Here is a 14,279-nt window from a genome sequence, read left to right on the forward strand (position 1 = left end):
GGTCGGTGCACGCTCACGCCATAGGAGCGCGCACCGACCCTGCGACGAAGGCGTTATTCCTGCGCCGGCCGGCACTCCTTGTCATGGCCGTCATGGTCGCGGCCACGGTGATCTCTCCGACCGTGGTCGCGATCGTCCTTGTCGCAGTCGAGCAGCGGCGCCGTGTGGATCACGATGAACTCGTTGTTGTCCGGCACGCCGAACTCGCGGCCGGCCGAGCCTGGATAGTTGTTGTCGTTGATGACCAGCAGACGGTTGTTGTCGAGCACCAGCACGTCTTCGATGGTGGTGAAGGGGAAGGTGAAGACGGTCTTCACTTTGCCATCGGCGGCCACATCGCGCGGATCGTAAATGTTCATCAGGTCGGCCACTTCTTCCTTGACGAGGAAACCGTTGGCGTCGGCTCGTTGCAAATCGATTTTGTAGATCCGCTTGAAGCGAGCGGGACTGGTGAAGCGCGGATCGCTCGCGTCGCCCTGGCCGCTGTCGCGCTCGATGATCAGGAACTGTGTGTCGGTCAGCGCCGTGAAGTCGCCGATGGCGTTGCTGGCGCTCTCCATCGGGTACGCGAACGTCTTGCCCGTGTACTTGCGTTCCTTGAGGCTGAACTCGTTGATCAGCAGCCGCTCGCGCACCGGATCGCCGGTGACGGCCTTCTCGAGCAACGCATACAGCTTCGTCTTGCTGGCGTTCAACGCCATGCCTTCGAAGCCGCCGGAGTCCGACAGATTGGCCGGCAGCGTGCGCTGTGGATTGCTCACGGCCTGGATCAACGGGTTGACGTCGTTACCGCCGGGCGTGCTCGGCAGCTTGCGGAAGTTGGGCAGCGGAATCGGCGCTTCGAGCACGCGACCCTTGCTGTCGGTGTGAATGAGATACGGACCGAACTCGTCGCCGAACCAGAACGTGCCGTCGGCCGCGCGACGGATGGACTCGATGTCGAAGTCCGAGCCCGTCAACAAACGATTGGCTTTGATCGAAGCGTCGACCGGGATCGCCGCGCCACCGCCCACCGGCGTGCTTGGATAAACATCGCCATCGGCGACGATGGCGAAGGGCACCTTGCGCCACGGATCGCTCAAGGTGATGTAGCTTTCGGAGGTGAAGTCGTTCAGCTCATCGCCGGAGAAACGATTCACCGGCGTCACCGTGCCGTCCTTGAAATTCGGCCGCACCGCGTACACGCGCAACAGCGCATCGTTGGAGTTGGCCTTGTTGCCGAAGCCGTTATCCGACATCACCAGGAAAGTGCCGTCCTGCGAGCCGGGCAGCACGGCCGAGAAGCCCTGCACGGGCTGCTTGTTGATGAAGGGCGTGACCACGCCGTTGCCGCCAGCGGCGAACTGTCCCGAGGTGGGACCGGTCGAGAAGCTGGCGCTCGGCAATACAGCTCGATCGAGCAGTTCAGCAGCCTGCGCTTGCGAGAGCGCGGCGCCCGCGGCGAGCAACGCCAGCGCGGACCGCAGCGGGTGATTCAGACACTTCATAGTTGTGACTCCGGCACGCTCACACGTCGACCTCGACGTGTTAGGGACGAGCGGCGCGCGACATAATCGTGCCGGGGTATTTCTATTACGTGACTGGAATGCGACAGTCAGAAGTTGAGCTGCAACTGCAAGCGTAGCGCGTCGGCCTCGAAGCGCGCGTAGTCGAGCCTGCCCGCCCGATTGCCGGTCACGAGGTTGTTGCGTTTCATGCGATGGTAGACGGCAGCCAGTTCCAATGGCTCGGCGATCTGCCATTCCACGCCGATCTCCAGATCGTTCACGTCGTTGACCGGCGCGTTGTTCTCGGCCTTGTTCGCACCGTCGAAGTACTGCAATTTCACGAAGGGCAGGAACGCGCCAAAGCGGTGGTCGAGCTTGTACATGGCCTGTACGTAGCCGCCGTTGAGATTCCTTTCCACGATGCTGTTGGTCGCGAGATCGAGGGCAGGGGTCGTGCCCCAGTTCCATTCAGCCTGCAGGCCGAAGGGCTGCGGATACCAGATGGCGCTCACGCCGACCCGCTCGTCGTCGTGACCGAAACGGAATTCGTCCGCGATCGTCGGCGTGAGGCTCACATCTCCTGGTGCGCGGTAGGCGGCAGTGCTCGGCACGTACTTGCCGCTGTAAGCCTGGATGCCCGCTTCGAAGAATTGTCCGTTCGACAACTCCCACGGATAGTCGAGGCGAGCCACGACGTGCTGATTGTTGTTGCGATCGCCGCGGTTCGCGCCCTGGCCGTTGTAGAGACCGAGACCGAACATGCCGTAGTTGCCGCTGTGCTTGAGGCCCTGCTTGTTTATCTGACTGAAGCGGGCCTGCACGTGCTCGGGCGTGTAGTAGTAGAAGACGCCGAGGTCGCGCTCGTCGCGTACACCGCTGTTGAGCGCATCGGCGCGGTCGAGCGCCAGACGATTGGAGCTCGATTGCAGATTCTCCCAACCGAAAGGCACTTTGGATTGGCCCACGCGGAGGCGGTGCACGCGGTCGGTGGTCAGATAGACGTCGCCGTACGCATCTCGCATCTGGACCACGTTGCCCGTGGTGCCTGCGCTGCTGGCCAAGTCGGGTTGGATGTAGAAGGAGAGGCGATCGCCCACGTCGCCCTGGAACACCAGGCGTGCGCGACGAATCAGATAGTTCTTGTCCGCATCGCCCAGCGAGTTCTGATCGCCCACGGAGCGATCCGACCAGAGATTGATGCCGTCGTCGCCGCCCAGCATCTCGGTGTAGCGCGTCTGCAGATACCCGCGAATCTGGAAACGGTCCGTGAACGGGCTGCGAGATTCATCGGCGTCGTGCTTCTCGAGCGCGGCGATCTGCTTCTCGTTGCGCTCTACGCGCTCCTCCAGGGGAGCGACCGGAGCGGGCGCTTCCTTGGCAGGCGCTTCGGCGACCGTCGCTTCAGTCTCTTCCACGGGCCGGAACTTGCCTAGTCGGACCCGGTTCGGGCCGGGTTCGGCGTAGATCTGCTTGGTCTCGGTGTCCATGTAGAGTTCGAGACTCTCGGCCGATTGGGACGGGGCAGCAGCGGTCGAGGCAAGAACGATGGTGCAGGCAATCGGAGCGGATTTCTTCATCAGGACAGTTCTAACGGGGGGCACGACTTCGACCGCGCATCATATGAAGGTTTCATTGCTGGATTACGTCGAATGTTGCTGGAATGTTGCTGGCTGCTTCGATGCGCCTGGCACGATCATCGGTTGCGCGCGGCGGCGGCGAATTCCCATCGCGCCGTGCGACCGAGCAAATAACAGGTCCTGACGGGCGAAGTTACACGGCGGTCACTACGACCCTGCAACCGCCGTTTCGGTAACGATCCGAACCGCTTTCGGTCGTCCCCCGGTTAGAAAGCGATCACATCCCGTTACATGCAACGCAAATAACGACACGGCATTTCGCCGCGTGTGCGCGCGTCGCTAGATTGCGCCGCCCGAACATTCACGAGGACTACTTGCCACCATGCGTCGCGTCTCTGCTGCGGCCTTTGTTTCTTTGCTGAGCGTTCATTCCATTACGACATTGCACGCGCAGGATGTGGATGCAAACGGAGCTGTGACCGACGCCAGTGTGATCGACAGCATCGTCGTGCTCGGCACGGCCCGGGAGAACACCACGGCGCTCACCAGCACCGCACCGGTTGACGTGATCACGCCCGAACAGTTGCGTGAGACGGGCGCGGTCACCATCAATCAGGCGTTGTCCAAGCTGCATCCGTCGTTCAATTTCCCGCAAGGTCAGAACGCGGTGAAGGGGCAGGGCGTGCGCTCGGCCTCGCTGCGCGGCGTAGGTCCGGCGTACACGCTGGTGCTGGTGAATGGCAAGCGACGTCACTTATCGGCACAGCTCTCGGGCACGGACCCATGGCCGGCTGCGCAGGTCGTCGACATCAACACCATTCCGGTGAATGCGATCGAGCGCGTCGAAGTGCTGCGCGATGGCGCGGCGGCTCAATACGGCTCCGATGCGATTGCCGGCGTCATCAACATCGTGCTGCGTAGAGATGCCGCCGGCGGCGCACTCGGCGGCCGCTACGGCGGATATTCCGATGGCGGCGGCGATACGCATCAGCTGTTAGGGAATCTCGCCGCCGGGCTCGGCGAAGACGGCTTCGTGAATGTCAGCGTCGATCGGCTGAAGAACGACAATGTCGATCGCAGCGAAGCCGACTGGCGTCAGCTGTTCCCGAACGGCGATCCGCGCAATGAAACATTCAACAAGAAGTACGGCCAGTGGGGCCAGTCCGATCGCGACAACTGGAGCGCGCTGGTCAACGCCGAGATCGGTTTGAGCGACAGCGTGCACGCGTACGGCTGGGCCAACTACGCCGATAAGTCGGCGATGAACTACGTCAACCCGGAGCGCATCGTCAAAGCGAACACTCGGGTGCCGACCGCGACCGATCCCACCCGCGTTTCCGAAACCGCGGTGATTCCGGTGTATCCGAATGGCTATCAGCCCAACATGACTTACGAGGCCGAAGATTTCGCGGCCGTCGCGGGCGTGCGCTTCGAGAGCGGCACGCTGGGCGATCTGGACGTCGGCGTGTCGTTCGGCCAGAACGAAACCGGCCGTTACACCGACAACACCATCAACCCGAGCTACGGCCCGGACAGTCCGACGAGCTTTTATCTCGGCTCGTGGAAGAGCCGCACCACCAGCGTGACGGCCGATTACACGAAAGACCTCACCCTCCCAGGGCTGCAATCGTCCGTGCTGTCCTCAGGCGTGCTGTATCGACATGAGTATTGGGGCGTGGAGGACATGGGTGACCCAGCGGGCTACACGAGCGGTCCACTGGCCGGTCTCACGATCGCATCGTTGTACGGCCCCGGCGGCATCTACAACGAGTACGCGTCGCTGTTTCCGACGGTGGATTTCGCGAATGACCGATCGGTGATTCCGGCGACGGGATCCTCGACTGCAGGTGTCCAGCCGCTCGATGCGGGCTCGGTGACACGCGATGTGTACGGCGGATACGCCGGCCTCGACTTCACGGTGTTCGACAAGCTCGATCTCGGCGTGACCGCGCGCTTCGAAGATTATTCCGACTTTGGCAGCACCACCAACTATCGACTGACCGGTCGCTACGAGATCATTCCTGAAGTCGCATTGCGTGGCACGGTGAGCACGGGATTCCACGCGCCGAGTCTGGCGCAACTTGGCCAGCAGTCGACTGGCTACACGAGCACGTTCACCAACAACGGTCAGAGCATTCGCACGCCGGGCCGTACGCGGTTGTTCCGCTCGAACGACCCACAGGCCGCGGGCTTCGGCGCAAAACCGCTGGAACCGGAAGAGTCGACGACGCTTTCATTGGGCCTGGTGCTGCGTCCGACGAGCACGAGCTCGGTGACCATCGATGCGTATCAGCTCGATGTGGACGATGTCATCACCATCACCGACACGCTGCAGAACCCGGCCGCCACGCCCCAGAATCCGAATCCGACGCCGGTGGTCACGAACGCGTTCAACGCACTGGGCCTGAACGGTTACACGCAGGCCACGTACTACCTGAACGCGTGGGACATGCGCACGCGTGGCATCGACCTCGTTGGCCGGCAGCAATTCAACTTCTCGGCGGGCGCGCTCGATCTCACGGCGGCCGCGAGCTTCCTCGACATCGAAGTGGAGACGGTGAAGCGCACGGTGAACGTGGGCGGCACGGATCTGGTCGCGATCGGCAACTCGCGTATTCGCGACGCCGAAACGGGCATCCCGCAGAACAAATACATTCTGAACGCGCGCTATCGCCTCAATGCCTGGTCGGTCGACGCCACCGCGACCTACTACGACAGCTACACATACAACGTGGGCGAAGTGCCCGGCGTGGCAACTGCCAACGGCAACATCGATCAGGAATTCTCGCCGGAAACCTATATCGATCTGGGTTTCGACTACGAGCTGAGCGCCGGGCTGCGCTTGAACCTGCTGGTGCAGAACGTGTTCAACGAGTACCCGGACAAGTACGTGAACGGCAATCGCTCGAGCGGCATCAACCCGTATTCGTTCATCGCTCCCAACGGCGCGGCCGGTCGCTTCATCCAGGGCGGCGTGACGTTCTCCTTCTGATGAGTCAGACATGAGCAAAGCAATCGTTTCCAAATCGTTTCTGTCCGCGCTCGCCGCCGGCTATCTGCTCGCCGGGTCGAGCCAGGTCGCCGCGCATCACGCATTCGCGGCCGAGTTCGACGCCGATAAGCCCATCGACCTGAAAGGCACGGTGACCAAGATCAAGTGGGTCAACCCGCACAGCTGGCTGTACTTCGATGTCACGGAGCCGGACGGGAAGGTCACCAACTGGGGCGTCGAGTTCGGCGCGCCCAACCAGCTCGCCAAAATCGGGTTGAAGAAATCCGATGTCGCTCCGGGCACGGCCGTGCGCATCCGCGGCTACCTCGCCAAGAACGGCGGCTCGTACGGCTACTCGGTGATTGTCACGTTGCCGGATGGGCGCAACTTTCAGACCGGCGGTGCACAGGATGCTCCCTCCGCCAGAACCGCCAGCGTGTCTCAATGAGCGCGACGATGCGTATCGCGATGAGAGCTCGCCTCGCGGCGTTGCTGCTCGGCGCCCTGGCGGTCAGCTCGATAGCAGCGGCCGCTGAGCCGAAGATTCCGCGATTGCCCAGCGGCAAACCGGATTTTTCAGGCATCTGGGAAACCACCAGCTCGGCGGAATATGACCTGGAACCGCATTCGGGCCGCGCCGACGCGCCGCCGAGCGCAGGCGTGATCGAGGGCAAATACATTCCTTATTTGCCGGCGGCCCTGGAGCGGAAGAAGAAAAATTTTGCCGTTCGCGACAAAGAAGATCCGCGCCTGAAGTGCTGGACGCTCGGCACGCCACGGGGCATCTACTATCGCGAGCCGTTCCAGATCTTTCAGCGCGATCGCGATCTGACCCTGGTGTTCCAGTTCGGACATTCCGTGCGAACCATCCATACGAATGGCACGCTGCATCCGGAAGTGACTGACAACGAGTTCTATCTCGGCGATTCGCGCGCGCACTGGGAAGGCGACACGCTGGTGGTCGATGTCACCGACTTCAACGAGGAAACCTGGCTGGACCGCGCCGGCAATTTTCACAGCCCCAAGCTGCACGTGATCGAGCGCTGGACGTATCTGGACGCGAACACCCTCGAGTACAAGGCGACGCTCGAGGATCCCCAGGTCTTCTCTCGTCCCTGGACGCTGAGCGTGCTGTTGCATCGGCATCGTGAGAAAGACTTCCAGCTGATCGAGAACTACTGCTTCACGCTGGGCTACGACAAGTACTACCCGGTGCCGCAGCCGGGAGCGACGGAATAATGAGCTCTGGAATCATGACGACGAAATTTCTGGCGCAGCTGACTTCGGTGGCGGCATTGCTTGCGCTGATTCCCGTGCACGCGCAAGAGCAGCAGGCGCCGGGCGGGTCGCGCATTCAGCGCGAGACGACGGTCACGCCCATCGCATCTGGCAAATGGACGGGCAAGCGCCTCTCCGACGGTCAGCCCGACGTGCAGGGGCATTGGTCGAACACCATCGCCAATCACAACAACTGGACGGATCCGCAAGGCGGTGTGCCTGGCGACCCTGGGCGTAACGGCCCGCCGAAGACTCCGCGGAATGAGCGAGCGCCGAGTCGTGTGAGCGATCCGCCGGACGGCCAAGTTCCATTTCAGCCGTGGGCGAGGGCGGTTCAACAGGAGTTCCTGCAGTACTTTCACAACCCGGTGAAGGAACAGTACATCGAGCCGCTGGCCCGCTGCGCGCCGGCGGGCGTGCCGAAGTCGTTCACGTGGCACGGCTATGAGATCCGGCAGTATCCCGGCTATGTGGTGCTGCTGTTCAACTCGGGCACTCGCATCATTCACCTGGACGGCAAGCCGCACCTGCCGGAGAACATCAAGCTGTGGAATGCGGACTCACGCGGGCGCTGGGAAGGCAACACGCTGATCGTCGATGTGACGAACAACAACGCCAAAGCGCGTCTCGCGCGAACTGGCGAGTTTTTCAGCGAGAACGCGCACATCGAAGAGCGCTATATCTTCAATGGCGAAGGCACGCGATATAACTACGTCGCGACCATCACCGATCCGACGGTGTACACGCGGCCCTGGACGGTCACCATTCCGGCGCGGCGCTTCACCGTGAACGATGAGCCTGATGGCTGGCACTACGAAGTGGCCCTTGCGAATCAGCCTGCCGGCAAGGCGCCGTTGATCGAGCGCTATGAACGGATCTGCGTCGAGAACAACGGGCCGTTCGGCAACATTGCGGTCATCAGCGCCAAGTAACGCGGACGAATTGCACTCATGTCTACTTTGTACGCACTGGCGGAGCAGCTCGAAGCGTCGGCGATTGGCGTGGCCATCGCGGAGTCGCGCTATGCCTATCCCATCATCGAGGGGATTCATCTCATCGGGCTGTCGATTTCGGTGGGGCTGATCTTTCTCACTGACTTGCGGCTGATGAATCTTTTCCTGACGCGCGTGCCGGTCATCGATGTGCTGCGGCATCTGCGGCCGTATGTCATTGGCGGCTTCATCGCGGTGTTCGTGTCGGGCGGGCTGCTGTTCTGGTCGGCGGCGGCACGCATGCTCGACAGTCCGGCGTTTGTCGCCAAGATGGCGTTCATGGCGCTGGCGGGCATCAATGCGTTGTATTTCGAACTGGTGATCGCGCAGCGCTCGCCGGTGCAGGAGAGTCACAAAGTGCTGCCGTCGAGTGTGCGCTATGCGGGGATTGCGTCGTTCGGGTTGTGGACGTTGGTCGTGGTGTGCGGCCGCTTGATTCCTTATCTGCCGAGCTGGGGCTGATCATGACCGCTTTCGAAGTGTTGACCTGGCTGCAAGACAGCGCCCTGGCTCACGCCATCAGCAAGACCGACCACATGGTTGGGGCGGGGCTGCAGATCGTCCACGTCATGGGACTGGTGGCGCTGCTGGCGTCGCTGGTGCTGATCGGCCTGCATCTGGTGGGCCTGGCGTTCAAACATCAGGCCACGACCGATATTGCCCATGAGGCGACCAAACTGGTGTGGCTCGGCCTGGCGCTCACGGCGCTGAGCGGCACGCTCATGTTCATCGCCACGCCGAAGCTGTATTTCTACAACCCGGCGTTTCGTTTGAAGATGGTGCTGTTCTTCGCTGCCGTCATCGTGCAACTGGCCTTGTTCCGCAAGACGGCCACGCAAACCTCCCCGAGCCCGGCGCTCGCCCGCGCCAGTGTCGGAATCTCACTCGCGGCGTGGTTCAGCGTCGCGATGGCAGGGCGGATGATCGGATTTATTTAAGGACGCTGCGCCTTCAGAGCACCGGCAGCTCGAAATAAAACGTCGAGCCGGCGCCCAGTTCGGTTTGGAAGTTGAGGGTGCCGCCGTGGTGTTCGATGATGACTCGGCTGATGTGCAGGCCAAGGCCGGAGCCGCCTTTGGGGTTGGTGGCGGTCCAGTTGGCTTGGGCGAACTTCTCGAAAATCTGCGCGCGGAACTCTTCCGGGATGCCTTCGCCGTTGTCCTTGACGCTGACTCTGATGCGCTCGTCGGTGCGGCTCACGTGCAGCTCGACCTTGCTGCCGGGTCGTGAATACTTGACGGCGTTGGAGAGCAGATTCGCGAGGACCTGCATCAAGCGATCCGCATCCGCGTGCAGGAACGCGCGAGGCAGGTCGGAGCTCACTTCGATCTGCACGTGATAGTGATCCGCATACGGCTTGAGCTCGAGCGCCGCCTGCGTCACGAGCTGATTCAGATCGAGATCGACATATCGATAAGCAAACCCGCCAGCCTCGATTTTCTCGATGTCCAGAATGTCATTGACGAGACGATGCAAACGCTCGGCGTTGCGATCGGCAAGCGCGGTCAGCGCTTGCGCCTTGGGTGGCAGCTGCCCAGCCGCGCCAGCGGCTAGAATGCCGAGCGCGCCACGCAGGGCCGTGACAGGCGTGCGCAGCTCGTGGCTCACCATGGTCAAGAACTCGGCCTTCGCGCGCTCGATGGTCTTGCGCTCGTGAATGTCCTGGATCTGCGAGACGAAATACAACGGCCGCTGCTTGTCCCAGACGAGCGACACGCTCAGCTGAGTCCACACAGCGTGCCCGGCCTTGTGCAGATATCTCTTTTCCATTTGGTAGCTGCGAATTTCGCGCGCCAGCACCTGTCGCACCTGGAGCAGATCGCTCTCCAGATCTTCCGGATGCGTGATGGCCTGGAAGGTCGTGCGTGTGAGCTCCTCGGCCGAATAGCCCAGGATGTCGCATAAAGATCGATTGACACGCAGCCACTCGCCGGACGGCGAAACGAGCGCGATGCCGATGGGCGCATTCTCGTACGCTTCACGAAACAAAGTCTCACTGCGCGTCAACGCCTGCATCGCCCCGCGAAGCGCCGTCGACGTACGGCGCTCTTCGAGCAAGGCCATGACCTGTCGCGACAACGCCTGTAACGCATCCTTTTGTTCTGGCCGCAGCTGTCGCGGCTCGGAGTCGATCACACAGAGCGCGCCCAGTGCATGGCCATCAGGAGAGACGAGCGGTGCGCCCGCATAGAAGCGGACATGAGGCTCGCCGGTGACATACGGATTCGTGGCGAATCGAGGATCCAGCCGCGCATCGGGCACGGTGAGCACTTCGTGGGGATCTAAGATCGCATGCGCGCAAATGCCGAGCGCGCGCGGCGCTTCGGAACCCGTCACGCCCACTTTCGACTTGAACCACTGCCGGTGCTCATCGATCAGCACGATCAACGCCATCGGAGTGCCACAGATGCGGGACGCGAGCAGGGTGAGGTCGTCGTAGCGGGCCTCCTCGGCGCTGTCGAGGATGTCATAAGACTGCAACGACAAGAGGCGCGAGTGCTCGTTGACCGGCCGGGATGCCGGCGTGAACCCGGCCTCGCGCGCCACGGCAGCAGGGTCCATATCGGGCGGCAGGGAGGGTATGCGGGCGGACATGCTAAGTTTTCGGCAGCAACCGGCGGGCCCTGAGTCACGGGGAGGTCGTGCATTGCTGAACTGAGAGGCTCATCACCTCAAGTGAGCATTTGCCGAAGGGGTGGAGCGGTGGGCCTCGGGGACACCCTGAGCGCCCTGACAAGCTATATTGAGACCTTCCTACCAGCGCTGGACGCCCAAGTGTTATACGGAGCCATCGAAGGCGGCGGGACCAAATTCGTATGCGCGGTCGGTGCGTCACCCGCCGACTTGCGGGAGAGTGTCGTGCTGCCGACCTCGAGCGCAGCGGCCACGCTCGCGGCCTGCGTCGAGTTCTTCAGCACGGCGGAGCGCAAGTTCGGCCACATCGACGCGTTCGGCTTCGGCTGCTTCGGCCCCATCGATCTGCGTTCTCACGAGCCGGGTTATGGGCAGATGCTCGCGACGCCTAAACCAGGTTGGTCGCGGGTAGACTTACTGGGTCCGCTGCGGGCACGATTCAGCGCGCCCATTCTTTTAGATACGGATGTGGGAGCGGCAGCGCTCGCCGAATGGCGCTTGGGTGCCGGAAGCGGATTGGGATCGATTGCGTATGTCACAGTCGGCACCGGCATCGGTGGCGGCATCGCGCCCAACGACCTGACGACGCGCCGGCTCATGCATGCTGAGATGGGACATATATTCGTGCGACGTGACGCGCGCGATAAAGACTTCCCGGGCGTGTGTCCATTTCATGGCGATTGCCTGGAAGGCCTCGCGAGCGGCCCGTCGATTCAGGCGCGCTGGCGTTGCCAGCTCGATGCCTTGCCGCCGCACCACGAAGCGTGGTCGATCATTGGCGGTTATCTCGGCCAGCTGGCGGCTTCGATTGCGCTCATGCTCTCGGTCGAGCGCGTTGTCTTCGGCGGCGGGGTGATGGCGAACGGACTGTTGCTGCCTCACATTCGCTCAGCCGCGGCCAGTTCGCTCAAGGGTTATTTGGAGCCCCTGAGCCAACCCGGGGTGCTCGATGAATACATTCGTGCTCCGGAGCTCGGCACCCGTGCCGGCATCGCCGGCGCATTCCTGTTGGCCGAGCAGGCGGCCGGCACGGTGCGATCGTAACTATCGACCGCTCGCGGGCGGTACGTCGAACTGATACGGCGTGCGCTGAGCGGACGGCCGTTCGCCGAAGGCGCGAACAAAGCTTTGGAGCGAAGCGTACTGCTCGACCGGCACCGTCTTGCGAAAGTGCAAATGGTCGATCATGCAAAACAACGAGGCCTCGAACAGACTGAGCCGCCGGTTCGCCGGCAGCGCCTCCAGCGCCTCGGCCACGTGAGCATCCAGCCACGCAAGCGCGCCCTCAAATCCCTGGCGCGCCTTCTCGAAATAAACATTGTCGCTCGGCAGCTTCGAGACCACCGTGCCGAACACGATCTGCACTTGCGCCGTCATGCAATGCCAGACCAATTCCTGCGCATTCCTCGACAGCGTCCCACGTAAGCGCTCGGGCCAGACGATCTCGTCCGCAGCTCCAGCGCGATCGGCGAGCGCGCGACAGATGTTTTCCGTGCCGAACACAACTTCCTCGCCCGCACGCAGGATGGGCAGCTTCAGCGCGGGATTGTCCGCATAGATCTGCGGCGCGCGCTCGGTCATGTCGAAGATGGGCACGATCTCGTAGGCGATGCCGAGCTCCTCGGCAAACAGGCGCGTGAGTCGTGTGAAATGCGAGCTGCGACGCCCGACGATTTGTAACTGTGTCATGTGCAGTTCCGTGATCCGAATCGAGCACACCATACCGCGGCCGCGGTCTCGAACAGAAGAGCCAATTACAACCTGACATCGGCAGCACAGTGTGGACTTTGCTCAGGGCGCTGTCGCGCGAGTCATTCAGGGATTGACGCGCTTGCCCCGCGTGAGCTCGGGCATCGCAGTCGTGCAGCACATGCCGGAAAAATTCACCGCCGCGTTCGCGAGCCGGTTGAACAGTCTATGTGAGATCGAAGTGCGCGAGGCCAGACATGGCGATCGTTTCGTTCAGTAGCGAACTGCGCGGGCGCGAATGCGCTCGGCGTCATCATGACTGGCATGGGCGACGATGGCGCACGGGGTCTCAAGGAGATGCGCGATATCGGCCGAGCACGATCGCGCAGGAGCGAGTTGCGTCGTCTTCGGGATGCCGAAGGAAGCCATTCGCATGGGCGGGGCGCAACGAATCCAGCCTCTGCAGGAGTTGCCACGCTCCATGCTGGAGTTCGGCGCAGGCAGGCGCAACGAAGGAAAATAAGCTCAACTGCGCGCTTGTCTCACGGCTGGGCTACAATTTGCGCCAGAGCTATTACGATCTGCCCTGGCATGCTCAGCACTCATCAACGACACCGTCGACAGGTTCTACAGGCAATGATGGCCGCCGCCATCCCCAGCGGCCTGGTGTCCTGCGCCAGCGAAAAGCCTTCCGATGCTCTGGTCGTCGGGGGACTGCCCGTGACCTGTAATCTCACATTGCCGGTGGCCTGCGTGGCCCGATCCAAGGCGACGCCTGCGCCCGGCGGCGGGCAGGCCCTTGCATTTGAGTACAGCAAATACAGCGGCTGGCCCGAGATCAAAGAATCCCTGATGGCCGGCCGCATTCAGGCGGCCTACATGCTCGCGCCGCTGGTCATGGATCTGGCGGATAAGAAAATCCCGGTGAAGATCGTCTCGCTCGGGCATCGCTCCGGCGCGGTCATCATGGTGCGCACCGATTCGCCGTATCAGAAGTTTCGTCAGCTGACCGGCAAGCGCATCGCCATTCCCAGCCGCTTTGCCGTGGATTTCCTGTTCTTGCGCAAGATGCTGCAACAGGAGGGCATGACGCCCGCGGAGATCGAAATCGTCGAAATGCCGCCGCCGGACATGCCGGCCGCGTTGTATGCCAACGCCGTCGATGCTTACTGCACGGGCGAACCTTTTGGCGCAGCGGCCCAACACGCCGGCTACGCCCGTCCGCTACGGATGACGCGAGATGAATGGCGCAATTACATCTGCTGTGTTCTCACCGTGCGTGAGGAGTTGATCCAGTCGAATCGCCCGCTGGTGCAGGATCTGGTCAATTATGTGCTGGGCGCCGGGCAGTGGCTGGATCTGCAGCAGGCCAATCGTGACAAGGCGGTGGCCATTGCCGCCGGCCGGCAGTACTTCAATCAGGATCCGAACATCATCCGTTTCGTGATGGAGAATCCGACGGATCGGGTCACGTACGGCGATCTGCGCATGATTCGCAGCGAGTTCGAGGAGCTGATGCAATTGTCCATCGAGGCGGGCACGATCAAGCATCCGATCGCCTACGAAACCTACATGGATGAGAGCTTCGCGAAGGCCGCCCAGCCCGCTGCGATCAGCATTTGATGCGCGC

The 14,279-nt window shown here is 62.2% G+C and carries 12 protein-coding genes and 1 pseudogene; 9 read left to right on the forward strand and 4 right to left on the reverse strand.

The features are described from left to right. Positions 1-53 precede the first annotated feature (53 nt). Positions 54-1,487 carry an esterase-like activity of phytase family protein gene (locus VGD45_RS20095; RefSeq protein ID WP_331157131.1) on the reverse strand — a complete coding sequence of 478 codons (1,434 nt, stop codon included), beginning with the start codon at positions 1,485-1,487 and terminating at the stop codon, positions 54-56. A 107-nt stretch (positions 1,488-1,594) separates the two neighbouring features. Further along, positions 1,595-3,064 carry a porin gene (locus tag VGD45_RS20100; RefSeq protein ID WP_331157132.1) on the reverse strand — a complete coding sequence of 490 codons (1,470 nt, stop codon included), beginning with the start codon at positions 3,062-3,064 and terminating at the stop codon, positions 1,595-1,597. Between the two features lie 382 nt (positions 3,065-3,446). Between VGD45_RS20100 and VGD45_RS20105 the strand changes: the two genes are divergently transcribed. Genes VGD45_RS20105 through VGD45_RS20130 form a run of 6 tightly spaced genes read left to right on the forward strand, consistent with a single transcriptional unit; the run spans position 3,447 to position 9,264 of the window. After that, positions 3,447-6,056 (forward strand): TonB-dependent receptor, encoded by a 2,610-nt coding sequence (locus VGD45_RS20105; RefSeq protein WP_331157133.1) that lies wholly within the window; start codon positions 3,447-3,449, stop codon positions 6,054-6,056. A gap of 10 nt (positions 6,057-6,066) precedes the next feature. Continuing rightward, positions 6,067-6,504, forward strand: a complete 438-nt coding sequence (locus VGD45_RS20110; protein ID WP_331157134.1) for a DUF6152 family protein — start codon at positions 6,067-6,069, stop codon at positions 6,502-6,504. 8 nt (positions 6,505-6,512) lie between these two features. Continuing rightward, positions 6,513-7,295 (forward strand): hypothetical protein, encoded by a 783-nt coding sequence (locus tag VGD45_RS20115; protein WP_331157135.1) that lies wholly within the window; start codon positions 6,513-6,515, stop codon positions 7,293-7,295. Positions 7,296-7,309: 14 nt separating this feature from the next. Beyond that, entirely contained in the window at positions 7,310-8,266 is a 957-nt protein-coding gene (locus tag VGD45_RS20120) for a hypothetical protein (RefSeq protein WP_331157136.1), read from the forward strand. An 18-nt stretch (positions 8,267-8,284) separates the two neighbouring features. Beyond that, the gene (locus VGD45_RS20125) at positions 8,285-8,788 is read left to right on the forward strand and encodes a DUF6644 family protein (protein WP_331157137.1); all 504 of its coding nucleotides are present in this window, start codon (positions 8,285-8,287) and stop codon (positions 8,786-8,788) included. A gap of 2 nt (positions 8,789-8,790) precedes the next feature. Beyond that, the gene (locus VGD45_RS20130; RefSeq protein ID WP_331157138.1) at positions 8,791-9,264 is read left to right on the forward strand and encodes a DUF6644 family protein; all 474 of its coding nucleotides are present in this window, start codon (positions 8,791-8,793) and stop codon (positions 9,262-9,264) included. A gap of 13 nt (positions 9,265-9,277) precedes the next feature. Here VGD45_RS20130 and VGD45_RS20135 read toward each other — a convergent pair whose 3' ends face one another. Further along, positions 9,278-10,921: a GAF domain-containing sensor histidine kinase gene (locus VGD45_RS20135; RefSeq protein WP_331157139.1), complete on the reverse strand. Its 1,644-nt coding sequence runs from the start codon at positions 10,919-10,921 to the stop codon at positions 9,278-9,280. Positions 10,922-11,101: 180 nt separating this feature from the next. Between VGD45_RS20135 and VGD45_RS20140 the strand changes: the two genes are divergently transcribed. Beyond that, the gene (locus tag VGD45_RS20140; protein WP_331157140.1) at positions 11,102-12,004 is read left to right on the forward strand and encodes an ROK family protein; all 903 of its coding nucleotides are present in this window, start codon (positions 11,102-11,104) and stop codon (positions 12,002-12,004) included. On the opposite strand, the gene VGD45_RS20145 is transcribed toward VGD45_RS20140, so the two are convergent. Further along, the gene (locus VGD45_RS20145) at positions 12,005-12,649 is read right to left on the reverse strand and encodes a glutathione S-transferase family protein (RefSeq protein ID WP_331157141.1); all 645 of its coding nucleotides are present in this window, start codon (positions 12,647-12,649) and stop codon (positions 12,005-12,007) included. A 133-nt stretch (positions 12,650-12,782) separates the two neighbouring features. On the opposite strand from VGD45_RS20145, the pseudogene VGD45_RS34165 reads away from it, so the two are divergent. Both VGD45_RS34165 and VGD45_RS20155 read left to right on the forward strand, forming a co-directional pair. Beyond that, positions 12,783-13,172, forward strand: a pseudogene (locus VGD45_RS34165) (chemotaxis protein CheB); the annotation flags it as partial. 113 nt (positions 13,173-13,285) lie between these two features. After that, the gene (locus tag VGD45_RS20155; protein ID WP_331157143.1) at positions 13,286-14,272 is read left to right on the forward strand and encodes an ABC transporter substrate-binding protein; all 987 of its coding nucleotides are present in this window, start codon (positions 13,286-13,288) and stop codon (positions 14,270-14,272) included. Positions 14,273-14,279: the final 7 nt, after the last annotated feature.

The sequence above is a fragment of the Steroidobacter sp. genome (genome assembly GCF_036402275.1).
GTDB lineage: Bacteria > Pseudomonadota > Gammaproteobacteria > Steroidobacterales > Steroidobacteraceae > Steroidobacter.

Bases quoted from the DNA above. Each gene is read 5' to 3' on its own strand.
- VGD45_RS20155 (WP_331157143.1), top strand. From the start codon at position 13,286: ATGATGGCCGCCGCCATCCCCAGCGGCCTGGTGTCCTGCGCCAGCGAA.
- VGD45_RS20145 (WP_331157141.1), bottom strand. From the start codon at position 12,649: ATGACACAGTTACAAATCGTCGGGCGTCGCAGCTCGCATTTCACACGA.
- VGD45_RS20095 (WP_331157131.1), bottom strand. From the start codon at position 1,487: ATGAAGTGTCTGAATCACCCGCTGCGGTCCGCGCTGGCGTTGCTCGCC.
- VGD45_RS20115 (WP_331157135.1), top strand. From the start codon at position 6,513: ATGCGTATCGCGATGAGAGCTCGCCTCGCGGCGTTGCTGCTCGGCGCC.
- VGD45_RS20125 (WP_331157137.1), top strand. From the start codon at position 8,285: ATGTCTACTTTGTACGCACTGGCGGAGCAGCTCGAAGCGTCGGCGATT.
- VGD45_RS20110 (WP_331157134.1), top strand. From the start codon at position 6,067: ATGAGCAAAGCAATCGTTTCCAAATCGTTTCTGTCCGCGCTCGCCGCC.
- VGD45_RS20105 (WP_331157133.1), top strand. From the start codon at position 3,447: ATGCGTCGCGTCTCTGCTGCGGCCTTTGTTTCTTTGCTGAGCGTTCAT.
- VGD45_RS20135 (WP_331157139.1), bottom strand. From the start codon at position 10,921: ATGTCCGCCCGCATACCCTCCCTGCCGCCCGATATGGACCCTGCTGCC.
- VGD45_RS20100 (WP_331157132.1), bottom strand. From the start codon at position 3,064: ATGAAGAAATCCGCTCCGATTGCCTGCACCATCGTTCTTGCCTCGACC.
- VGD45_RS20130 (WP_331157138.1), top strand. From the start codon at position 8,791: ATGACCGCTTTCGAAGTGTTGACCTGGCTGCAAGACAGCGCCCTGGCT.
- VGD45_RS20120 (WP_331157136.1), top strand. From the start codon at position 7,310: ATGACGACGAAATTTCTGGCGCAGCTGACTTCGGTGGCGGCATTGCTT.